Here is a 21,945-nt window from a genome sequence, read left to right on the forward strand (position 1 = left end):
GATAGAGCATCGCTATCAGTCATGTAACGCGCTGCACGCCGCGTGCATTAGCCGTTAAATCCGTCAGCGAGCAAATACACTTCTCGTGAACGTGCCCGAGAAGCCTCCGGCTTACGCGTGACAACCTTATTAAAGTCGCCGCGCAGCGCTTTTAAGTACGCATCAAACCCTTCACCTTGAAAAACTTTGGCCAGAAACCGCCCACCGGGTGAAAGCGTATCACGCGCAAGCTCCAGCGCCAGCTCCACCAAGTACATGGCCTGCGGCTGGTCGATTGCCGCCATACCACTCATATTGGGGGCCATGTCGGACATCACAAGGTCTACCGGGCGATGATTAAGCCGTTCGAGCACAGAATTAAGCACGCTTTCTTCGGTGAAATCACCTTGTATAAAGTCGACGCCGGCTAACGCATCCATCTCCAGGATATCAGAGGCGATCACCACACCCTCCGGGCCGACCTTTTCCGCAGCGACTTGGCTCCACCCTCCCGGCGCGGCACCTAAATCGATTACCGTCATCCCAGGGCGAAATAACTTATCTTTGTCGTCCAGCGCCAGCAGTTTATAACTCGCCCGAGAGCGATAGCCATCTTGCCAGCGCTGTTTGACGTAAGGGTCATCGAAATGCTCTTTCATCCAGCTACCGCTGGCTTGACTTGCTTGGCGTTTACCGCCTTTGGGCTTTTGCTGCATGGGGGAATCTAATCGTATAAGTCGGGATGAGCGCTTTCACCTTGCGGCATTTCGCCGTAAGATGGAGCGTTAAGCGCAAACTGGGATACCGCAAGATACCATGAGCTTGTCACAGGCACAAAAGAAAGCATTCCGTAGCATTGGTCACCACCTTAATCCGGTCGTGACCGTTTCGGAAAACGGCGTTTCGGAGAATTTGCTCGCGGAGCTTGGCCGCGCCTTACGCGACCATGAGCTGATCAAAGTTAAGCTCGCCTTGCCCGAGCGCGATGACCGCGCCGCCATGCTGCAAGAGCTAATTAACGCAAGCGAAGCCGAACAGGTCCAGACCATCGGCAAAATTGCGCTACTTTACCGCCACAATCCGCAGGCAAACCCGAAACTTTCCAACATTACACGCTTCGAGAATCACCACGGGCGCCGATAACGCTTCATCGCATCAAGCGTGTAAGTCGCAAGCAAACGCCCCGCTGCTAGCAGCAGCGGGGCGTTTTGCATTAAGAGGTGGCACATAAGCCCCAAGGGGTTAAATGTGCTCGACGCTCTGAATTTCGTACTCGACGTCACCGCCCGGTGTTTTCACTGCAACGACGTCACCTTCTTCTTTGCCGATCAACGCACGCGCAATAGGAGATGTAACGGAAATACGCCCCTGTTTAATATTCGCCTCGTCCTCGCCGACGATGCGATAGGTCACCTCGTCATCGGTATCGAGGTTTAAAAGCTCAACCGTAACACCAAAAATCACTTTGCCGGTTTTCGGCAGCTTGGTCACATCGATTACCTGGGCGCTGGAGAGCTTGCTTTCAATCTCCTGAATACGCCCTTCAATAAAGCCCTGCTGCTCACGCGCGGCATGATATTCGGCATTTTCCTTCAAATCGCCGTGCTCACGCGCCTCAGCGATGGCCGTAATCACCTGAGGGCGAGCTTCACCTTTAAGGTAATTTAGCTCATCACGAAGACTTTTTTCGCCCGCGACAGTCATCGGGACCTTGTTCATTGACTTGCTCCTGCATGCAATTCCTGAAGGCGCCGCACCGTAATCTCCCGCCCGTACTCTAGCGCCATGCAAACGGCATTAGCACCCGCCAAGGTGGTCGCATAGGGCACCTTGCGCGCGAGAGCAGTACGGCGAATTACCGAAGAGTCGTTAATGGCTTGGCGACCTTCAGTGGTATTGACGATGTAGGCGATTTCGTCGTTCTTAAGCAGATCGACGATATGGGGACGGCCTTCGTAGACTTTATTGACGTGCGTAACACTCAGACCAGCGGCTTCCAATGCGGCAGCTGTTCCGCGTGTTGCACATAGCGTAAAGCCCAATGTTAGCAGAGAACGCCCCACTTCGATAATCCCTTCCTTGTCAGGCTCACGTACCGAAAGAAACGCTTTGCGATCGCCAGAAAGCGCGGGGATCGCCTCGCCTGCGCCGAGCTGAGCCTTAAAGAACGCTTCAGCAAAGGTATCGCCCGAGCCCATCACCTCGCCGGTGGACTTCATCTCGGGAGAGAGAATCGGGTCCACCCCGGGGAATTTATTGAACGGGAACACCGCTTCTTTGACGCTGTAGAAGTGCGGCACGATCTCACGTTCAAAGCCCTGCTCGGCTAAGGTTGTGCCCGCCATACAGCGCGCCGCCACTTGCGCTAACGAGGTGCCAATGCATTTGGACACAAACGGTACGGTACGCGAGGCGCGCGGATTGACCTCAATCACGTAGATTTCGCCGTCCTGCCAAGCCAGCTGCACGTTCATCAGCCCTTTAACGCCGAGCTCCACCGCCATACGTTTGACCTGGTCGCGCATCTCATTCTGCACATCAGCCGGCAGCGAATAGGGCGGCAGGGAGCAAGCGGAATCACCGGAGTGAACGCCCGCTTGCTCAACGTGCTGCATGATCCCGCCAATCACCACTTGCTCGCCGTCTGAAACCGCGTCGATGTCGATCTCAACCGCCGCGCTCAAAAAGTGATCGAGCAGTACCGGCGAATCATTAGAGACCTTGACCGCATGGGTCATGTAGTTCTCAAGCTCCGTGGCGTCGTAGACAATCTCCATGGCGCGACCACCGAGCACATAGCTTGGGCGCACGACCAGCGGGTAGCCGATTTTTTCGGCTTTAGTAAACGCTTCCTCAAAGCTGCGCGCGGTGGCATTAGGCGGCTGCTTGAGGCCGAGCTTGTCGATCATTTGCTGGAAGCGTTCGCGGTCTTCGGCGCGGTCGATGGCGTCCGGCGTGGTGCCGATGATCGGCACGCCCGCGGCTTCGAGCTCACGGGCAAGCTTAAGCGGCGTTTGACCGCCAAACTGCACGATCACGCCGACAGGCTTCTCTTTGTCGGCGATTTCCAACACGTCCTCGAGCGTCACCGGCTCGAAGTAGAGGCGGTCAGAGGTATCGTAATCGGTGGAAACCGTTTCCGGGTTGCAGTTGACCATGATGGTTTCATAACCATCGTCGTGCATGGCGAACGCGGCGTGAACACAGCAGTAGTCAAACTCAATGCCCTGACCGATGCGGTTGGGCCCGCCACCGAGCACCATGATCTTTTGGCGATCCGAAACGTCCGCCTCGCACTCCTCTTCATAAGTGGAGTACATGTAGGCGGTATCTGACGCAAACTCCGCCGCACAGGTATCCACCCGCTTATAAACCGGACGAATACCGTGCTTTTGGCGCGTTTTGCGAAACTCTTTTTCAGACACCCCTAACAAACGGGACAAGCGCGCGTCAGAGAAGCCTTTGCGCTTAAGCTGATACAGTTCGCGGGCAGAAAAATCCGCCAGTGAGCGCTGACTCACCGCCTGCTCGGTGAGCACTAAGTCTTCCATCTGCACCAAGAACCAGCGGTCGATATTGGTCAGCGCAAAGATCTCATCGACGCTCATGCCCGCGCGCATGGCATCCGCCACAAAGAAAATACGCTCCGCGCCGGCGGCCTGCAGCTCGCCCTGGATAATCGTCATATTCTCTGGGGTAAAATCGGTAATGATCGGGTCAAGACCATCGTTACCGGTTTCCATGCCGCGCAAGGCTTTTTGCAGCGATTCCTGGAAGGTGCGACCAATCGCCATCACCTCACCCACCGACTTCATCTGGGTCGTCAGGCGATCATTCGCCTGAGGGAATTTCTCAAAGGTGAAACGGGGAATTTTAGTGACCACGTAATCGATAGACGGCTCAAACGACGCCGGGGTGCGCCCGCCGGTAATATCGTTCTGAAGCTCATCCAGCGTATAGCCCACCGCCAGCTTGGCGGCGATCTTGGCAATCGGGAAGCCGGTCGCTTTCGAGGCCAACGCCGAGGAGCGCGACACCCGCGGGTTCATTTCAATGACTACCAGGCGCCCGGTGTCCGGGTCCATGCCAAACTGCACGTTGGAGCCGCCGGTTTCCACACCAATCTCGCGCAGTACCGCGAGGCTGGCGTCGCGCATGATCTGGTACTCTTTGTCGGTCAGCGTTTGCGCCGGCGCCACGGTGATGGAGTCACCGGTATGCACACCCATGGGGTCGAAGTTTTCAATCGCGCAGACGATGATGCAGTTGTCGTTTTTGTCGCGCACGACCTCCATTTCGTACTCTTTCCACCCCAACAGCGATTCGTCGATCAAAAGCTCATGGTTGTTGGAAAGCTCGAACCCACGGGTACAGATTTCCTCGAACTCTTCCTTGTTATACGCCACACCGCCGCCAGAACCGCCCATGGTGTAAGAAGGACGGATAATGGTTGGGAAACCAAGCTCGGCTTGAATTTCCCACGCTTCTTCCATGGAGTGAGCAACCTTAGCTTTCGGACACTGCAAGCCGATGCGTTTCATGGCCTGATCGAACAAATCCCGATCTTCGGCCATATTAATCGCATCGGCGTTAGCACCGATCATTTCGACGCCGTACTTTGCCAGCACGCCATGCTTTTCCAGCTCAAGAGCGCAGTTCAGCGCCGTCTGGCCGCCCATGGTGGGCAAAATCGCATCCGGGCGTTCGGCCTCGATGATCTTCTCAACCGCCTGCCACGTAATCGGCTCGATATAGGTGGCATCGGCCATCGCCGGGTCGGTCATGATGGTCGCCGGATTGGAGTTAACCAAAATGACGCGAAAACCCTCCTCACGCAGCGCTTTACACGCCTGGGCGCCGGAGTAGTCAAACTCGCAGGCCTGGCCGATCACGATCGGGCCAGCGCCAATAATCAGAATGCTTTTTATGTCGGTACGCTTAGGCATATCGGTTCCCGCAAAAATGGTGACGAATAACGACGAATCTGGAACGGTGTTTGCGCAGTGGTTGTCGCGAACGATTTAGCGACGCGCCCACATCATGGAGACGAAACGATCAAACAGCGGCGCTACGTCGCGCGGGCCAGGGCTCGCTTCCGGGTGGCCCTGAAAGCTGAAGGCCGGACGGTCGGTAAGTTCGATGCCCTGCAAGGTGCCGTCAAATAGCGAGCGGTGAGTGGCGCGCACATTCGCGGGCAGGGTTGCTTCGTCAGCAGCGAAACCGTGGTTCTGACTGGTGATCATGACCGTGCCGGTGTCGACATCCTGTACCGGATGATTGGCCCCGTGGTGACCGTGGCTCATCTTCACCGTTTTGGCGCCACTCGCCAGCGCCAAGAGCTGATGACCAAGGCAAATACCGAATACCGGCAGCTGGGTTTCCAGGATTTCCTGAATCGCCTTGATGGCATAGTCGCAGGGCTCCGGGTCACCGGGGCCGTTGGCGAGAAATACGCCATCCGGGTTCATGGCCAGCACCTCGGCAACGGGGGTTTGCGCCGGCACCACGGTCAACCGGCAGCCACGCGAGGCCAGCATGCGCAGAATGTTGCGCTTAACGCCGTAATCGTAAGCCACCACGTGGAAGGGTCGCTCGATGGTGGTCGTGTCTTGATACCCCTCACCTAACACCCATTCACCTTCGCTCCACTCGTAGGGGGATTGACAGGAAACCACCTTGGCCAAGTCCATGCCCTTAAGCCCAGGGAACGCCTTAGCGGCGGCCAGCGCGCGCTCAACGGCGTCATCACCCTCTGCGTCAGCGCCTGCCAGAATCGCCCCGTTTTGCGCGCCTTTATTGCGCAAAATGCGCGTCAGCCGGCGGGTGTCGATGTCGGCAATGCCCAATACGTTCTGGCTTGCTAGATAATCCGACAGCGTCTGCTCGCTGCGAAAGCTGCTGGCGAGCAGCGGTAAATCGCGAATCACCAGCCCCGCCGCGGCAATCGCGCCGGATTCGACGTCTTCGGCGTTAACGCCGGTATTGCCGATATGGGAATAGGTCAGGGTGACAATCTGGCGGGTATAGGAGGGGTCGGTGAGAATTTCTTGGTAGCCAGTCATGGCCGTATTGAACACCACCTCACCGCTGGTTTTTCCTTCGGCGCCGATGGCGATGCCGTGGAACACACTGCCATCTTCTAAGGCCAATATCGCGGGTTTGCTCAATGCGGGGTTATTCAAGACATATCCTCCCATGCTGGATAAGCGCCCTTAGGCGCAGGCGCAGCGTTCCGGTAGCGACGTTTGCGAACAAACGTCGGGTCGTAAAAAAGCGGGACGAAGCCGATCAAAAAACCGGTCTCATCCCGCTTGTTGTTCTTTTCCATGATACGGCCATCTTGCTCCATCACACTGATGCAGCGGGCTGCTTTCTTTGCCACCCGGCCAAAATTTTTGGAATGTTACAGGATTTTGGCGCCAGCGGCTAGCCCCCGTTATCGCAGCATCACTGAGCGAAGCCTCACGCCCCCAAGCCCAGCACGTCTTGCATGTCGTAACGGCCGCTGTCTTTATCGGCGACCCAACGCGCGGCGCGAACGGCGCCTTTAGCAAAGGTCATGCGACTAGACGCCTTGTGGGTAATTTCGATGCGCTCGCCTTCGGTGGCAAACATCACCGTATGCTCACCCACGATATCGCCCGCACGTACGGTGGCAAAGCCGATTTCTTTATCGCTACGCGGGCCGCACTGCCCCACCCGTTCAAATACGCCGTGCTCTTTAAGATTGCGCCCTAAGCTCTCGGCCACCACTTCCCCCATTTTAAGCGCCGTGCCCGAGGGCGCGTCGACCTTATGGCGGTGATGCGATTCGATCACTTCGATATCGTAGCCTTCATCACCCAGCGCCTTGGCCGCGGTCTGCAAAAGCTTCAGCGTTAGGTTCACACCCACACTCATATTGGGCGCAAACACCAGAGGCACGCGGTCGCGAAAGCGATCAAGCTGGGCAATTTCATCATCGCTCATGCCGGTGGTGCCAATCACTATGCGTTTGCCGTGCTCGGCGCAAAACGCCAGATTGGAAAGCGTGACCTGGGGGGCGGTGAAGTCGATCAACACTTCGACATCGTCCACCAACGCTTCCAGCGAATCCACCGCGGCGACGCCTTTTTTACCCACACCCGCTAACTCGCCAATATCCACCCCGGCAAGGGAGCTGCCAGGCTCCACGACGCCACCGGCCAAGGTCGCGCCGGCGTCCTGCTCCACGGCATTGACTAATGTCCGGCCCATCCGGCCAGCCACGCCTACAATGGCAATTCGGGTCATGAAAACTCCTGCATTTTTCGTTTAGCCGCAAATAGGCGAAATCATACCAGAAACAAAAAACCCCGATAGCATCCGCCACCGGGGTAATTGCCTGAGACAAGCCGTTTACGGCTTCATGTCTTCAAAGAACTTCTTCACGCTGTCGAAGAAGCCGGTTTTCTTGGGCGAGTGGCTGTGGCTATTGCTGCCGTCAAAACTCTCTTGTAGCTGGCGTAGCAGGTCTTTCTGCTCGTCGTTGAGATTGACCGGCGTTTCCAGCACAACCTTGCACAAGAGATCGCCAGGCGCGCCGCCGCGAACCGGTTTCACGCCCTTGCCCTTGAGACGGAACATCCGGCCGGTTTGCGTTTCCGGCGGAATCTTCAGCTTCACACGGCCATCAAGTGTGGGCACTTCCAACTCGCCCCCAAGGGCGGCATCAACAAAGTTGATCGGCACATCGCACTGCAAGTGCCTGCCTTCACGTTGGAAGATATGGTGCGGCTTGATATTGGCCTGCACGTACAGATCGCCCGGCGGCCCACCGTTAATGCCAGCTTCGCCTTCGCCGTTAAGGCGGATACGGTCACCGGTATCCACGCCGGCGGGGATCTTGACCGAGAGGGTGCGCGTCTCACGAACGCGACCTTCGCCGTTACATTTGTGACACGGCACTTTGATATGCTGACCAGAGCCATGGCACGTGGGGCAGGTTTGCTGAACTGCAAAAAAGCCCTGCTGCATGCGCACTTGCCCGTGACCGGCGCAGGTCGGGCAGGTTTCTTTACTAGAACCCGGCTCAGCGCCTTCACCGTCGCAGCGGTCGCAGTTGATATGGCGCGGCACGCGGATATCCACGGTGGTGCCGGCGACCGCATCCTCCAGATCCAGCTCTAGGTTATAGCGCAGGTCACTGCCACGCGCGGGCGCATTAGGACCACGACGGCGTCCGCCGCCGCCGCCGCCGCCAAAGATATCGCCGAACACATCGCCGAAGATATCGCTGAAGTCGCCAGCACCACCGCCGCCGAAACCGCCACCGCCAAAACCGCCGCCGCCTTGGCCGTCAACACCGGCATGGCCAAATTGGTCATAAGCGGCACGCTTTTCGCTGTCGGTTAAGACTTCGTACGCTTCTGACACCTCGCGGAACTTCTCAGCGGCGGAGTCATCGTCTGGGTTTCGATCGGGGTGGTACTTCTGCGCCAGGCGGCGGTAAGCCTTCTTGATCTCTTTCTGATCAGCCCCTTTATCGACCCCCAGGACTTCGTAATAATCGCGCTTGGACATAGGTCCTACGCCTCCTGGTTAGCTACGCATTTCAGCTGCGGAAACAGCAACGCGGGAGTCGTCTCCCGCGTCACCGCTTTCCTTGGCAGAAAGAGGGTGATTACTGCTTTTTCTGATCGTCGTTGACTTCTTCGTACTCGGCGTCAACCACGTCGTCTTCTGGCTTGGAGCCATCAGCACCGTCACCACCCGCTTGCTCGCCTTCCGCTTGCTCGGCGTACATCTTCTGCGCCAGCTGGCCTGAGGCTTCGGTCAGGGCGTCCAGTTTCTTCTGGATGTCGTCCTGGTCATCCCCTTTCGTCGCTTCTTCCAGCTCGGAGATGGCCGTTTCGATGTTCTGTTTCTCGTCATCGGTTGCCTTGTCACCGGCTTCTTCCAGCGTCTTACGCGTGGCGTGAATCATGCCGTCCGCTTGGTTGCGTAGCTGCACCAGCGCTTCGAACTTCTTATCTTCGTCGGCGTGCGCTTCAGCGTCGCGCACCATCTGTTCGACTTCTTCCTCGGACAGACCGCTGGATGCCTTGATAACGATCGACTGCTCTTTGCCGGTTGCTTTATCTTTCGCCGAGACGTTCAAGATACCGTTGGCATCGAGATCAAACGCCACTTCGATTTGCGGCACGCCACGCGGTGCTGGCGGAATGTCGGCAAGGTCAAAACGGCCCAGCGACTTGTTCTGCGAAACCTGCTTACGTTCACCCTGTACCGCGTGAATGGTCACGGCGGTCTGGTTGTCATCCGCGGTGGAGAAGGTTTGCGTCTTCTTCGTCGGGATGGTGGTGTTTTTCTCGATCAGCGGTGTCATCACGCCGCCCAAGGTTTCAATCCCCAAGGTTAGCGGTGTGACGTCCAGCAGCAGTACGTCTTTGACGTCGCCGCCAAGTACGCCGCCCTGAATCGCCGCACCGACTGCGACGGCTTCATCCGGGTTAACGTCTTTGCGTGATTCCTTGCCGAAGAAATCAGCGACTTTCTTCTGCACCTGCGGCATGCGGGTTTGACCGCCGACCAGGATGACTTCATCCACTTCAGACGCCGAGAGGCCTGCATCTTTCAGCGCGACCTTGCACGGCTCCAGCGAGCGCTGCACCAGGTCTTCCACCAGCGACTCTAGCTTGGCGCGAGTCACTTTGACATTTAAGTGTTTCGGGCCGGTGTTATCGGCCGTGATGTACGGCAGGTTCACATCGGTCTGCTGGGCGCTTGAAAGCTCGATCTTGGCTTTCTCAGCGGCTTCTTTGAGACGCTGCATGGCCAAGTTGTCGCCTGACAGATCAATACCGCTGTCGGACTTGAACTGATCAACCAAATAGTTGATTAGCGCCAAGTCAAAGTCTTCGCCGCCCAGGAAGGTGTCGCCGTTGGTGGCCAGCACCTCGAACTGAGTTTCGCCATCAACATCGGCGACTTCGATAATGGAAATATCGAAGGTACCGCCACCCAGGTCGTATACCGCGATGGTTTTGTCACCGCGCGATTTGTCCATACCGTAGGCCAGTGCGGCGGCGGTTGGCTCGTTGATGATGCGCTTAACATCCAAGCCTGCGATGCGGCCAGCGTCTTTGGTGGCCTGACGTTGGCTGTCGTTGAAGTAAGCCGGCACGGTGATGACCGCTTCGGTCACTTCTTCGCCGAGATACTCTTCGGCGGTTTTCTTCATTTTCTGCAGCACTTCCGCGCTGACCTGCGGCGGTGCCATTTTCTTGCCTTTCACCTCAACCCAAGCGTCGCCGTTGTCAGCTTCGGTAATTTTGTACGGCACCATTTTGATGTCTTTCTGAACGACGTCGTCTTTAAAGCGACGGCCGATCAGACGCTTGATGGCGTACAGGGTGTTTTCCGGATTGGTCACGGCTTGGCGTTTCGCCGCCTGACCTACCAGCGTTTCACCGTCGTCGGTATAGGCGATAATAGACGGCGTGGTGCGACCGCCTTCGGCGTTTTCAATAACCTTGGCGCTGTCGCCATCGAGCACTGCGACACAAGAGTTTGTTGTGCCCAGGTCAATACCTATAATGCGTCCCATAGTAGAAACCTCAAATTCGTTAGTTAAACGTGAAATTACGTTATGCCTTTACGTTAGCGGTCGTTATGCAATCGCTTTTGCGCGAGTCGCTTAAACAGCATCTGCGAGCGTTATTGCGATAGTTATTGCAGTAATTACCGCGTGGTTGCCCTTTATTTGGGGGTGGCTTGTGGCATTTCAAGGGTTTTTTATGCCTATTCACCGGCTTTTTGACTTACCACCACCATCGCTGGGCGAACCAAACGGCCATTAAGCAGATAGCCCTTCTGCATGACTTCCATCACCGTATTGGGTTCCACGTCAGGGTTGGGCACCATTGTTATCGCTTCATGCACCTGCGGGTCGAACGGCTCGCCATGAGGCTCCACCGACTCAACACCGAATTTATTCAGCACATCGAGCTGCATTTTCAGCGTCATGGAAACGCCTTCACGGTGCGCTTCGGAGGCTTCGCTCTCCATCGACTCCAGCGCCTTCTCCAAGCTATCCACCACCGGCAAAAGCTCTTTGACAAACTTCTCCAAAGCAAACTTCCGCGCCTTTTCCGCTTCGTGTTCAGCGCGGCGACGGACGTTTTGCGCTTCGGCTGCTTCACGTAGCGCCTGATCTTTGGCCTCCGACAGGCTCTGCTTTAGCTCTTCGACTTCCGCTGCCAAGACCTCCGCCTCGGGGTTATCCGATGACGTCGCGACGGTATCGCCTTCGTCTTCGATCAGGCCTTCTAGCTCGCCTTCTTCGAGGCGCTCTTTAGCCTGTTGCTCTGGCGTTTCGGCTTCCTGCTCTTGCTCTTCACGCGCGAGCTCTTCGTCTAGCGGGGTTTGAGGTTCTTTAGCCATGCGTTACTCCTAAACGGAAAACATTGGTCAGTTACGGTTTGCAAGGTATATGGGGGCCAAGACATTCAACTCAAGTGGTCAATGCATTTCTCTTGAGAAAGCCGCCCCACAACAAGCATTGCAGTGTGATATCGGCTACTGTATAAATTATCCACTGTATATAATTTCAAACCCGCATAGCTCGGCGCCAGGAGGAACCATGCTGACCCAGTTAGCCATCCAGGATTTCGCCATCGTTGACCACTTGGAGCTTGACCTCACCGGCGGCATGACCGCGATCACCGGCGAAACCGGGGCCGGCAAATCGATCCTTCTCGGCGCCCTAGGGCTCTGCCTTGGCGAACGGGCCGATGCCGGCAGCGTGCGTCACGGTTGCGAGCGCACCGATCTGTCGGCTCGCTTTGATATCCACCATCTCCCGGCGGCACAAGCCTGGTTGGATGAGCGCGAGCTGCCCAGTGAAGAGTGCTTGCTGCGCCGCGTGGTCACGGCAAACGGCCGCTCTAAAGCGTGGATCAACGGACAGCCCGCCACCGTGAGCGACCTTAAAGCGCTCGGTGAGCACTTGATCCAGATTCACGGCCAGCATGCTCACCAAGCGCTGATGCGCGAAGAGACTCACCTTTCCTTACTTGACGACTACGCGGGGCTCAATGGCAAAACCCATCGGCTCGCCGAAACGTTTCGTGCCTGGCATAGCGCCCGCCGGCGGCTGAAAAAGCTCAGCGAAGCGGGCAGCGAAATTGAGGCCAAACGCCAGCTGCTGCGCTATCAGGTGGAAGAGCTCGATCAGCTTGCCCTAAGCGAAGACGAGCTGCCTACACTTGAAGACGAGCAGCTTCAGCTCGCCCACGCCGAGGAAATCTTGCGCGAAACACAGTTTGCCGCCGACTGCTGCGCGGATGATGACGGCGGCGCGCTATCGCTATTACACCGCGCCCATCAGCACTTGAGTGCGCTGCCCGGTAGCGACAAAGGCGCCCTGGCCAACACGCTCGCGATGCTCAGCGACGCACAAATTCAAGTAGAAGAAGCCGCCAGCGAACTCGCGCGCTTATCCGGCCACACCGAACTCGACCCTGAACGTTTAGCCTGGGTGGAGGACCGGTTAGGCGATATTCATCGCTTAGCGCGCAAGCACCATGTTTCTCCCGAAGAGCTCTACGCGCAGCACCAGCAATTGAGCCAAGAGCTTAACCAGCTCGACGCCAGCGATAGCGACCTGGATGCGCTAAGCGCGGAAGTCGAATCCCTGCGCGAGCGTTACCGCGGCGAAGCCAAGGCGCTCAGCGACGCTCGGCAAAAGGCCGCGACGCGGCTGGGTAAAGAAGTGCAACAGCAATTGGCCTTTTTGGCCATGGACAAGGCAAGCTTCAAGGTTACCCTGGAAAACCGTGACACCCCGGCACCCGAAGGGTTAGACCGCGTACAGTTTTTGATCAGCGCCAACCCTGGCCAACCCGCGCGCCCGTTGGCGAAAGTTGCCTCGGGCGGGGAGCTTTCCCGCATCAGCTTGGCGATTCAAGTCGTCGCCGCGAGCCATTCAACAACGCCGAGCCTCGTGTTTGACGAAGTGGATGTGGGGGTATCCGGCGCCACGGCGGAAATCGTCGGCCAGCTTTTACGCAAGCTTGGCGACAATGGGCAGGTCATGACGGTGACGCACTTACCGCAAGTCGCGGCCCAGGCTCACCAGCACCTGCATATCGAAAAGCGCGCCAAGCGCAATACCACGCTCACCCACATGGCGCTGCTCGACGAGGGCGGCCGCGTGAGCGAGCTAGCGCGCATGCTTGGGGGCGTTAATCTCTCAGATCAGACGCTGGCCCATGCCCGCGAAATGCTCCACGCCAGCCAACGTCCACCGCACTGACGGCTAACAAAGCCTGCAAAAAAAAGCCCGCCCCGTTTCCACGGCGCGGGCATTTTTCTTTTGTCGCGCTAAAGCACGCTAACTCGGTCACACTCGCGTTACAGCGACAGCACCTTATCGCCACGGGCGATGCCCGACACGCCAGTACGCGCCACTTCAAGAATGCCCAGCGGCGCCATCGCGTTGAGGAACGCATCCAGCTTCGTCGCGTCTCCGGTAATCTGCACGGTGTAGAGGCTTGGTGTGACGTCAACGACCTGCGCCCGGAAGATATCCGCCGTGCGCTTGACCTCGTCTCGCGCAGCGCCCAGCGCTTTCACCTTCACCAGCATCAGCTCGCGCTCGATGTGATTGCCTTCAGTGAGATCCACCAGTTTGACCACATCAATCAGCTTGTTGAGGTGCTTGGTAATCTGCTCGATCACGCGGTCGTCGCCTATCGTCGTGACGGTCAAGCGCGATAGCGACGGGTCTTCCGTAGGTGCGACGTTAAGCGTTTCGATGTTGAAGTTACGCTGCGAAAACAGACCGACCACACGCGACAGAGCACCCGGTTCGTTTTCCATCAGAATCGAGATGATATGACGCATTAGGTACGCTCCGTTTTAGACAGCAGCATGTCACGCATGGAGCCTAACGGCACCTGCATTGGGTAGACGTGCTCAAAAGGGTCAACCTTCACATCGAGGAACACAAGCTCGTGCTTATTGGCGAAGGCTCGTTCCAGCGCCGGCTCTAGCTCGTCAATGGTGTTCACGGTAATGGCGGTAAAACCGTACGCTTCGATCAGCATATGGAAGTCGGGCAACGACTCCATATAAGAGTGCGCGTGGCGCGATTTATAGTTCAAATCCTGCCATTGACGCACCATGCCCAACGAGGCGTTATTGAGATTGACGATTTTCACTCCCACACCGTACTGCTTACAGGTGGAAAGTTCCTGCATCATCATCTGGAAACTGCCCTCGCCGGTGACGCACACCACGTCGTCATCGGGAAAGTTCTGCTTGATCCCCATCGCCGCCGGAAAGCCAAACCCCATCGTACCCAGCCCGCCGGAGGTAATCAGGCGGTTAGGCTTATCGAACTTGTAGTACTGCGCCGCAAACATCTGGTGCTGGCCCACATCGGTGGTGACATATGCCTCACCACGCGTCACGCGGCATAAGGCTTCAACCACTTCCTGCGGTTTTAATACCTCACCCGGCTTGGAAGGCTCGTAGAGTTTGCCTTCGCGCTCCGCGCGCCACGTGTCAATTTGCTTCCACCAATCGGTTAACGCCTCGGGGCTAGCAATCGATTTCCCCTGCACCAAGCTGATCATCTCGTTAATCACGCTGGAAGACGGCCCGACAATCGGCACATCGGCCCGCACGGTCTTGGAAATCGAACTGGGATCGACATCGACGTGAATGATCTTGGCCGTGGGACAGAACTTCGAGGTGTTATTGGTCACCCGGTCGTCAAAGCGCGCGCCGATGGCAATGATCAAATCCGCGTGGTGCATGGCCATGTTTGACTCATAAGAGCCGTGCATCCCCAGCCAGCCCAAGCATTGCTTGTCGCTTTGCGGATAGGCGCCAATACCCATCAGCGTGGTGGTAATCGGGAAGCCAAGCTGCTTAACCAAATCGGTCAACCCTTCGCTTGCCTTGCCGGTCACCACCCCGCCGCCGGTGTAAAATACCGGGCGTTTGGCCTTGAGCATCAACTCCACGGCTTTCTTAATCTGCCCCGCGTGCCCACGCGTGACCGGGTTATACGAACGCATCTTGATCTTTTTGGGGTAGACGTATTCGTAACGCTCGGTGGGGGCGGTCATATCTTTGGGAATATCGACCACAACCGGGCCAGGGCGGCCAGTCGCCGCGAGGTAAAACGCCTTTTTCAGCACCTCGGGGATTTCAGACGGGTGGCGAATCGCAAAGCTATGCTTCACGATCGGACGGGTCACGCCCACGATATCGGTCTCTTGGAAAGCATCATCGCCAATCAGGTGGCTCATGACCTGGCCGCACAGCACCACTAACGGAATCGAATCCATATAAGCGGTGGCAATGCCAGTGACCGCATTGGTCGCGCCGGGGCCGGAGGTCACCAGCACACAGCCGGGCTTGCCCGAGGCGCGAGCAAAGCCATCAGCCGCATGGGTGGCGGCCTGCTCATGACGCACCAAAATGTGCTTCACTTTGTCTTGGCGGAACAGCGCATCGTAAATATGCAGCGCGGCACCACCGGGATAACCATAAATGTACTCAACGCCCTCATCTTGCAAGAAGCGGGCGATCATATCTGCGCCGGAAAGCAGTTCCACAGTGTTTCTCCCCTGGAGGTCTCGAGTGCCATACACAGGCGGGATGCCTGTTTTCTTCGAGTGCGGCGGTATGCCGCTGCCGGTTACGCCGGCACCTGATGCCAAACCCTGGCATTAGACCCGGTTAGGGCCTGCACTCTCTCACGGCAGATCGCCGCGTCGGGGCGTTGGCCAGGTCGGGCGGTTAGCCCAAGCCCGGAAGTCCTTCGGCGGGTAAAGGCATTCGCCCACCCTTCGCGCGGGGATTGGGGGTTGCCCGTTGGTTCCGCGCCCGCAAATCAGGAAGTGACAAGATTCCATTAGCGCCCTTGGCATGTCAACCTCTCCCTGCCGTTACGTGACGAAATGACAGCCTAACCCAGTAAGCTGCGGCCACTTGAATAGCCGATTACCAAACGCTAATACTTACATCTTCCTTTACACGAACTGATGCCTGCGGGCGTCACAATGGTTAGCGGCGCTTCCCGGCCGTTCGTTCATTGCCGCACTCGCCAGTAGACCCGGCAAGTCATCGCAGTGGTCGTTGTGGACGTGGGTAATCAAGATGGCTTTCAATGAATTTAACGACAGTTTCGTGTGCAAGATCTGATGCTGCGTGCCCTCTCTACAATCGATCAGATACCAGCCCTTCCCCTTGCTCTCTCGCAAGGCGATACCAGAGACGTTTCTGCTTTAGAGTAACCACCACGAAAAACACGCCGCCGACCCCAAATAATTTCGTGCTGGCAGGGGCACAGTATGGCTTTGTCGGATTACCGTCCGAAGCAGCAAGCGTGCTTGAATGCGCACCGCCATGCGCATAACATTAGCCCATGCATTAAATAGCCGCTTGGAGGCTCTAATGGCCGAACTCTATAACGCAGCCGCGCCGAAAAAAGCGGCGAATCTCTCAGTCAATAGCGACCTGCTGCGTAAGACCCGTGAACTGAACATTAACCTGTCTGCTACACTGGAACGAGCCCTGAAAGAAGAGCTCTCCAAACGCAAAGCAGAACAATGGGTTGAACAAAACCAGGCTGCGATAAAAAGTTACAACGATTCTGTCGAACAGCATGGATGCTTTAGTGACGAATTCAGGGAATTTTGATGGCACAGTTCGATGTATACCCCAACCCAAGCAAAACCAGCAAAGCGCACTACCCTTACCTTGTCGATATTCAGAGCGGCCTGCTGAGCGAACTGACAACTCGCATCGTCATTCCTTTGGGGAAACGCTCTGCGTTTGGTGGCAACGCCATGCAAGGGCTCACGCCAGAAATCAGCTTTGCAGACCAAGAACTTCTATTGTTGACCCCACAAATTTCCTCCGTTTCTAAAAAGCATCTCAAAAACCCGGTGGGTTCTTTATCGCATTTCAGAGACCAGATTGTTGGCGCCCTGGACATGGCCATCATTGGCATTTAACGCCTTACTCACCGAAAAATTGGGAGCACAGCGAGTAATTTTTCCGCGTGCAACAATTTGTTAGAAGTGACAACCTTTGACATCGAAGTCGCCAGCGTAGAGGAGCGGCTTTGGGATCGCGTCCCAGGCGCTGTTTAGCCCGGCTATTTGCGATGAAAAGGCGTAAAAGCTGTTCAGGTTTTCGACCGGGATATATGCTGCGCATTACCGCCGTTGAAGGTGTGCTAGTGCCTGGGCGACTAGCGATACTCGAACAGGCGATGAATGAGCGCGTCACGCTTAATCAAAAGCGATCGTGCACAAAAAAACCCCACCGGTGAAGCCGGTGAGGCTGAGAAAGTAAAGAAGCGTGAGTCTTAGGCGTTAAAGACCAGCTTGCCGTCTTCCGCGCTGACGCGAATGATGCTGCCAGGGGCAAACTTGCCGGCCAGCAGGTCTTGGGCCAGCGGGTTTTCAATGCGGCTTTGGATTGCCCGCTTGAGTGGCCGCGCGCCGAAGACCGGGTCAAAGCCCACCACGGCCAGCTGCGCCATGGCGTCGTCGCTGACCTCAAGCCCCAAGTCGTGCTCGGCTAAGCGCGCCTTCAAGCGCTCCAGCTGAATGCCGGCGATGGCCTGAATCTGCTCTTGGCCGAGGGCGTGGAACACCACCACCTCGTCGATACGGTTAATCAGCTCCGGGCGGAAGTGGTTGCCGACGACTTCCATCACGGCATTTTTCATGCCTTCGTAGTCGCTGTCGTCGCCGCCCATGCGCTGGATGATGTCCGACCCCATGTTCGAGGTCATGACGATCACGGTGTTACGAAAGTCCACCGTGCGCCCTTGTCCGTCGGTTAAGCGGCCATCTTCAAGCACTTGAAGGAGGATATTGAACACGTCAGCGTGGGCCTTTTCCACCTCGTCAAGCAGCAGCACCGAGTAGGGCTTGCGCCGCACCGCTTCGGTCAGGTAGCCGCCCTCTTCGTAACCCACGTAGCCGGGAGGCGCGCCAATTAGCCGTGCCACGGAGTGCTTCTCCATGAACTCCGACATATCAATGCGCACCATCGACTCTTCGGTATCGAACAAAAAGTTTGCCAGCGACTTACACAGCTCGGTTTTGCCCACCCCGGTCGGGCCGAGGAATAAAAACGAGCCGTTGGGGCGGTTCGGGTCGGCAAGCCCTGCGCGGGAGCGGCGCACCGCATTTGCCACGGCTTCGACCGCTTCTTCCTGGCCGATCACTCGTTCGTGCAGTGCCTCCTCCATGCGCAGGAGCTTGTCGCGTTCGCCTTCCAACATTTTCGCCACTGGGATGCCGGTCCAGCGCGAGACTACCTCAGCGATTTCTTCTTCGGTGACGTTGGAGCGCAACAGCTGGTGGCTGGCGGTATCGGCGGCTTCGCCCTCATTACTCTCGGCGATTTTCTTCTCGATTTCGGGAATTTTGCCGTACTGAATCTCCGACATGCGCCCGAGATCGCCCTGTCGACGCGCCTGCTCAAGGTCAATGCGCGCTTGCTCAAGCTCGGCTTTGAACTGCGCGGCGCCCTGAATGCTGGCTTTCTCTGCTTTCCAGATTTCATCCAGGTCAGCGTATTCGCGGTCCAGCTCGTGGATCTGATTATTCAGCGCTTCCAACCGCTTTTTCGACGCCTCATCGGTCTCTTTTTTCAGCGCCTCGCGCTCCATCTTGAGCTGAATCAGGCGGCGGTCGAGCTTATCCATTTCCTCGGGTTTGGAGTCGAGCTCCATGCGGATACGCGAGGCCGCTTCATCGATCAGGTCAATGGCCTTGTCGGGCAGCTGACGGTCGGTAATATACCGCGTGGAGAGCTTCGCCGCGGCAATGATCGCCGAGTCGGTGATATCCACGCCGTGGTGGACTTCATAGCGCTCTTTCAGCCCGCGCAGAATCGCCACGGTGTCTTCTTCGGTGGGCTCGTCCACCAGGACTTTTTGGAAGCGCCGCTCAAGTGCCGCGTCTTTTTCGATGTACTTGCGGTACTCATCCAAGGTGGTGGCACCCACGCAGTGCAGCTCGCCGCGCGCCAGCGCCGGCTTGAGCATATTGCCCGCGTCCATGGAGCCCTCGGCTTTGCCCGCGCCGACCATGGTGTGCAGCTCGTCGATAAACAGAATCACGCGGCCCTCTTCCTGAGAGAGCTCTTTTAACACGGCTTTTAGGCGCTCTTCGAATTCGCCACGGAACTTGGCCCCCGCCAGCAGCGCGCCCATATCGAGCGACAGCACGCGCTTGTCCTTAAGCCCCTCCGGTACCTCGCCGTCGACGATGCGCTGGGCCAAGCCTTCGACGATGGCGGTTTTGCCCACGCCCGGCTCGCCAATCAACACGGGGTTATTTTTCGTCCGGCGCTGCAACACTTGGATGGTACGGCGGATCTCGTCATCGCGCCCGATCACCGGGTCGATCTTGCCGCTGGCGGCGCGTTCATTAAGATCCAGGGTGTACTTATTCAGCGCCTCGCGCTGATCTTCAGCGTTGGGGTCGTCGACTTTTTCGCCGCCGCGCACGCCTTCAATGGTGGTTTCCAGCGCCTTGCGCGATACGCCAGCCTCTTTTAAGGCCTTAGCAACCTGGCCCATCTCAAGGGCTGCCAGTAGCACAAGCTCCGAGGCAATGAACTGGTCGCCGCGCTTTTGCGCTTCGCGGTCGGTCAGGTTGAAGAGCTTGATCAAGTCCCGCGAGGGCTGCACCTCGCCGTCAAACTGGCTGACTTTGGGTAAGTCGTCTAGCTGTTGGTTAAGACCCTCGCGCAGCCGCGAGCTATCGCCGCCGGCTTTCTGCACCAGCGCTTTGATGCCGGTATCTTGATTGTCGATCAGCGAAAGCAGCAGGTGAACGGGTTCTAGCTGGTTGTGCCCATGGCCTACGGCCAGCGACTGCGCATCGGCAATCGCGTTTTGCAGCTTGGCGGTAAATTTATCGAATCGCATACAACTCTCCTCTCGGGATGACGGCGCGTTTGGACGCACCGTTTTGCCCCTAAATCATGCTTGCGGCCACGTGTTGAGCCGCGCCTAACATAATTTATGGTGCCAATTCTCATCACTTTCAAGAGGAGCCGATACGCAAGCGAGGAACTATTTGAGCCAGATCACGCTGGCCATGCGCCCAGTACGGCCATTGTCGCGACGATAAGAATAAAAGCGGGACTCACACGCTGTACAAAAATGGCCACCGCTTACATGATGGATACCAAGGGCCTCTAGCCGCAGCCGCGCCAGACGATACAAGTCGGCCATTTGGTGCCCTAAGCGGTAGGGGCTGTGATCAAACGCCTCCGCCGCTTCAGGGTTCACGGCAATAAAAGCGTCGTACACTTCTGGCCCCACCTCAAACTGGGCGTTAGAGATGGCCGGCCCCAGCCACACCAGCACGTCGTCTGGCGGCGTGTTGAGCGCGGCCACCGTCGCTTCTAACACACCGCCCGCCAACCCGCGCCAACCCGCATGGGCAACCGCCACACGCGTCCCGGCACGGTCACAAAACAGCACCGGCAAGCAGTCTGCCGTCAACACCACGCAAGCGTAGTCGCGGGAGTCGGCGAGCGCGGCATCCGCGTCGGGCGGGGATTCCTCGAAGTGCTGCTGCACTCGCGCCCCATGGGTTTGGTTTAGCCACATTAACGGGCGCTCGTCGCTTAGCTCTTTGTGGAGCTGGCGCCGGCACAGGTCGACGTGGTCCGAATTGTCGCCGACGTTATGCGCCAAGTTAAAGGCAGCAAAGTCGCCCTGGCTGGGGCCGGTCTCACGCGTGGTGACGAAAGCCCCTACGTTAGGCGGCGCCGGCCAATCGGGGGTGATTAATGTGGGACGAAGGTCAATGGCGTCGCTCATGACAGCTCCTTAAGGCGCTTTAGCGCATGGTCGCGTGATCTTCGCGCAGGTAATCCAGCAACATTAACAGATCATCCGGCAGCGGCGCGCGGAAGGTCATGGTTTGCTGAGTTTGCGGATGGATAAAAGAAAGCTTGCGCGCGTGCAGCGCCTGACGCGGAAATTCGCGCAAGATCTCTTTTAGCGGCTCGGCGGCTCCCGGCGGCAGCTTGGGTCGCCCACCGTAGACCAGGTCGCCAATCAGCGGGTAGCGCGCATGCGCCATGTGAACGCGAATCTGGTGGGTGCGGCCGGTTTCTAGCTTGCAGCGCACATGGGTGTGGGCACGAAAGCGCTCCACCACGCGAAAGTGCGTCACGGCCGGTTTGCCCGACGCATTCACGGCTTGGCGTTTGCGATCCTTTGGGTGGCGGCCAATGGGCGCCTCCACGGTGCCACCCGCCACCGGCGTGCCGATCACCACGGCGTCATACTGGCGTGACACCGTCCGCGCCTGCAGCTGCTCAACCAGTGCGGTTTGCGCCGGCAGCGTTTTCGCCACCATCATCAAGCCCGTGGTGTCTTTATCCAGGCGGTGGACAATACCGGCGCGCGGCAGCTGGGCGATTTCCGGATGGTAGTGCAACAGCGCGTTAAGCAGCGTGCCATCAGGGTTACCCGCCGCCGGGTGAACGACCATGCCGGCGGGCTTATTGATCACCATCAGGTCGTCATCTTCAAACACCACGTCAAGGGCAATCGCCTGCGGCTTAAAGCGACCTTCTTCTTCCAGCGTGGCGCAGAGGTCTAACGTCTCATCGCCGTGAAGTTTCATTTTGGGCTTCACACGAGCACCATCAACGGTAAGCTCGCCAGCGTTGATCCACGCTTTCAAACGCTCGCGAGAATAGTCGCTAAATAGCTCAGCCGCCGCTTGGTCTAAACGCGCGCCGGCAAGGGTTGCCGGTACCCGCTGTGTGGCTTCAACAGTGCGGGGCATAAAGGTTCCTTTAACGCACCTCAGTTTCTAACAACGTTTTTAACAACAATGGCTTTACGCCTGCGTTTTGCGCTGAGGTGATTTATAGTGGGCTATCAACGACTCATTCTACCATGGCCGCTATCGCTTTTCGGCGATTGGCTGGATTGTC

The 21,945-nt window shown here is 57.4% G+C and carries 18 protein-coding genes; 4 read left to right on the forward strand and 14 right to left on the reverse strand.

From position 1 onward, the window contains the following. Positions 1-47: 47 nt before the first annotated feature. Positions 48-695 (reverse strand): 23S rRNA (uridine(2552)-2'-O)-methyltransferase RlmE, encoded by a 648-nt coding sequence (rlmE, locus tag QC823_RS10220; protein ID WP_309656243.1) that lies wholly within the window; start codon positions 693-695, stop codon positions 48-50. A 100-nt stretch (positions 696-795) separates the two neighbouring features. Between rlmE and yhbY the strand changes: the two genes are divergently transcribed. Then, complete coding sequence (gene yhbY, locus QC823_RS10225) at positions 796-1,122, forward strand: ribosome assembly RNA-binding protein YhbY (protein WP_309656244.1); 327 nt, start codon at positions 796-798, stop codon at positions 1,120-1,122. Between the two features lie 99 nt (positions 1,123-1,221). On the opposite strand, the gene greA is transcribed toward yhbY, so the two are convergent. From greA to grpE, 7 genes are all read right to left on the reverse strand, one after another. Continuing rightward, positions 1,222-1,698 carry a transcription elongation factor GreA gene (gene greA / locus QC823_RS10230; RefSeq protein ID WP_309656245.1) on the reverse strand — a complete coding sequence of 159 codons (477 nt, stop codon included), beginning with the start codon at positions 1,696-1,698 and terminating at the stop codon, positions 1,222-1,224. Beyond that, complete coding sequence (carB, locus tag QC823_RS10235) at positions 1,695-4,925, reverse strand: carbamoyl-phosphate synthase large subunit (protein ID WP_309656246.1); 3,231 nt, start codon at positions 4,923-4,925, stop codon at positions 1,695-1,697. The genes greA and carB overlap by 4 nt, the downstream gene beginning before the upstream one ends. Positions 4,926-5,000: 75 nt before the next feature. Beyond that, positions 5,001-6,146 carry a glutamine-hydrolyzing carbamoyl-phosphate synthase small subunit gene (gene carA, locus QC823_RS10240; RefSeq protein WP_309656291.1) on the reverse strand — a complete coding sequence of 382 codons (1,146 nt, stop codon included), beginning with the start codon at positions 6,144-6,146 and terminating at the stop codon, positions 5,001-5,003. 295 nt (positions 6,147-6,441) lie between these two features. Further along, complete coding sequence (gene dapB / locus QC823_RS10245) at positions 6,442-7,251, reverse strand: 4-hydroxy-tetrahydrodipicolinate reductase (RefSeq protein ID WP_309656247.1); 810 nt, start codon at positions 7,249-7,251, stop codon at positions 6,442-6,444. A gap of 105 nt (positions 7,252-7,356) precedes the next feature. After that, complete coding sequence (gene dnaJ / locus QC823_RS10250) at positions 7,357-8,520, reverse strand: molecular chaperone DnaJ (protein ID WP_309656248.1); 1,164 nt, start codon at positions 8,518-8,520, stop codon at positions 7,357-7,359. Between the two features lie 100 nt (positions 8,521-8,620). Then, entirely contained in the window at positions 8,621-10,546 is a 1,926-nt protein-coding gene (gene dnaK / locus QC823_RS10255; RefSeq protein ID WP_309656249.1) for a molecular chaperone DnaK, read from the reverse strand. A 194-nt stretch (positions 10,547-10,740) separates the two neighbouring features. Beyond that, positions 10,741-11,382, reverse strand: a complete 642-nt coding sequence (gene grpE / locus QC823_RS10260) for a nucleotide exchange factor GrpE (RefSeq protein ID WP_309656250.1) — start codon at positions 11,380-11,382, stop codon at positions 10,741-10,743. A 199-nt stretch (positions 11,383-11,581) separates the two neighbouring features. Here grpE and recN point away from each other — a divergent pair, with 199 nt between their 5' ends. After that, a complete protein-coding gene (recN, locus tag QC823_RS10265) occupies positions 11,582-13,255 on the forward strand; it encodes a DNA repair protein RecN (protein ID WP_309656251.1) in 1,674 nt (557 codons plus the stop codon). Positions 13,256-13,353: 98 nt separating this feature from the next. On the opposite strand, the gene ilvN is transcribed toward recN, so the two are convergent. The 3 genes from ilvN to QC823_RS10280 form a co-directional block, all read right to left on the reverse strand. Beyond that, complete coding sequence (gene ilvN, locus QC823_RS10270; protein WP_309656252.1) at positions 13,354-13,845, reverse strand: acetolactate synthase small subunit; 492 nt, start codon at positions 13,843-13,845, stop codon at positions 13,354-13,356. Continuing rightward, positions 13,845-15,569, reverse strand: a complete 1,725-nt coding sequence (locus QC823_RS10275) for an acetolactate synthase 3 large subunit (RefSeq protein WP_309656253.1) — start codon at positions 15,567-15,569, stop codon at positions 13,845-13,847. Before QC823_RS10275 ends, ilvN begins: the two co-directional genes overlap by 1 nt. A gap of 417 nt (positions 15,570-15,986) precedes the next feature. After that, positions 15,987-16,217 carry an MBL fold metallo-hydrolase gene (locus QC823_RS10280; RefSeq protein ID WP_309656254.1) on the reverse strand — a complete coding sequence of 77 codons (231 nt, stop codon included), beginning with the start codon at positions 16,215-16,217 and terminating at the stop codon, positions 15,987-15,989. A 193-nt stretch (positions 16,218-16,410) separates the two neighbouring features. On the opposite strand from QC823_RS10280, the gene QC823_RS10285 reads away from it, so the two are divergent. Further along, positions 16,411-16,656, forward strand: coding sequence for a type II toxin-antitoxin system CcdA family antitoxin (locus QC823_RS10285; protein ID WP_309656255.1), 246 nt, complete (start codon positions 16,411-16,413; stop codon positions 16,654-16,656). Further along, positions 16,656-16,973: a CcdB family protein gene (locus tag QC823_RS10290; RefSeq protein WP_309656256.1), complete on the forward strand. Its 318-nt coding sequence runs from the start codon at positions 16,656-16,658 to the stop codon at positions 16,971-16,973. Before QC823_RS10285 ends, QC823_RS10290 begins: the two co-directional genes overlap by 1 nt. 356 nt (positions 16,974-17,329) lie before the next feature. Here the strand turns inward: QC823_RS10290 and clpB are convergent, their stop codons facing one another. The 3 genes from clpB to rluD form a co-directional block, all read right to left on the reverse strand. Beyond that, positions 17,330-19,912 (reverse strand): ATP-dependent chaperone ClpB, encoded by a 2,583-nt coding sequence (clpB, locus tag QC823_RS10295; RefSeq protein ID WP_309656257.1) that lies wholly within the window; start codon positions 19,910-19,912, stop codon positions 17,330-17,332. A 147-nt stretch (positions 19,913-20,059) separates the two neighbouring features. Continuing rightward, positions 20,060-20,815 carry a peptidoglycan editing factor PgeF gene (gene pgeF, locus QC823_RS10300; protein WP_309656258.1) on the reverse strand — a complete coding sequence of 252 codons (756 nt, stop codon included), beginning with the start codon at positions 20,813-20,815 and terminating at the stop codon, positions 20,060-20,062. Between the two features lie 19 nt (positions 20,816-20,834). Next, the gene (gene rluD, locus QC823_RS10305; protein WP_309656259.1) at positions 20,835-21,794 is read right to left on the reverse strand and encodes a 23S rRNA pseudouridine(1911/1915/1917) synthase RluD; all 960 of its coding nucleotides are present in this window, start codon (positions 21,792-21,794) and stop codon (positions 20,835-20,837) included. Positions 21,795-21,945: the final 151 nt, after the last annotated feature.

This window comes from Vreelandella vilamensis, assembly GCF_031451755.1.
Lineage (GTDB): Bacteria > Pseudomonadota > Gammaproteobacteria > Pseudomonadales > Halomonadaceae > Vreelandella > Vreelandella vilamensis.

What these genes read in the sequence shown, in the direction of transcription:
- rluD (WP_309656259.1), bottom strand. Translation starts at nt 21,794, where the DNA reads ATGCCCCGCACTGTTGAAGCCACACAGCGGGTACCGGCAACCCTTGCC.
- ilvN (WP_309656252.1), bottom strand. Translation starts at nt 13,845, where the DNA reads ATGCGTCATATCATCTCGATTCTGATGGAAAACGAACCGGGTGCTCTG.
- dnaK (WP_309656249.1), bottom strand. Translation starts at nt 10,546, where the DNA reads ATGGGACGCATTATAGGTATTGACCTGGGCACAACAAACTCTTGTGTC.
- pgeF (WP_309656258.1), bottom strand. Translation starts at nt 20,815, where the DNA reads ATGAGCGACGCCATTGACCTTCGTCCCACATTAATCACCCCCGATTGG.
- yhbY (WP_309656244.1), top strand. Translation starts at nt 796, where the DNA reads ATGAGCTTGTCACAGGCACAAAAGAAAGCATTCCGTAGCATTGGTCAC.
- recN (WP_309656251.1), top strand. Translation starts at nt 11,582, where the DNA reads ATGCTGACCCAGTTAGCCATCCAGGATTTCGCCATCGTTGACCACTTG.
- carB (WP_309656246.1), bottom strand. Translation starts at nt 4,925, where the DNA reads ATGCCTAAGCGTACCGACATAAAAAGCATTCTGATTATTGGCGCTGGC.
- QC823_RS10290 (WP_309656256.1), top strand. Translation starts at nt 16,656, where the DNA reads ATGGCACAGTTCGATGTATACCCCAACCCAAGCAAAACCAGCAAAGCG.
- clpB (WP_309656257.1), bottom strand. Translation starts at nt 19,912, where the DNA reads ATGCGATTCGATAAATTTACCGCCAAGCTGCAAAACGCGATTGCCGAT.
- greA (WP_309656245.1), bottom strand. Translation starts at nt 1,698, where the DNA reads ATGAACAAGGTCCCGATGACTGTCGCGGGCGAAAAAAGTCTTCGTGAT.
- rlmE (WP_309656243.1), bottom strand. Translation starts at nt 695, where the DNA reads ATGCAGCAAAAGCCCAAAGGCGGTAAACGCCAAGCAAGTCAAGCCAGC.
- QC823_RS10285 (WP_309656255.1), top strand. Translation starts at nt 16,411, where the DNA reads ATGGCCGAACTCTATAACGCAGCCGCGCCGAAAAAAGCGGCGAATCTC.
- grpE (WP_309656250.1), bottom strand. Translation starts at nt 11,382, where the DNA reads ATGGCTAAAGAACCTCAAACCCCGCTAGACGAAGAGCTCGCGCGTGAA.
- dnaJ (WP_309656248.1), bottom strand. Translation starts at nt 8,520, where the DNA reads ATGTCCAAGCGCGATTATTACGAAGTCCTGGGGGTCGATAAAGGGGCT.
- dapB (WP_309656247.1), bottom strand. Translation starts at nt 7,251, where the DNA reads ATGACCCGAATTGCCATTGTAGGCGTGGCTGGCCGGATGGGCCGGACA.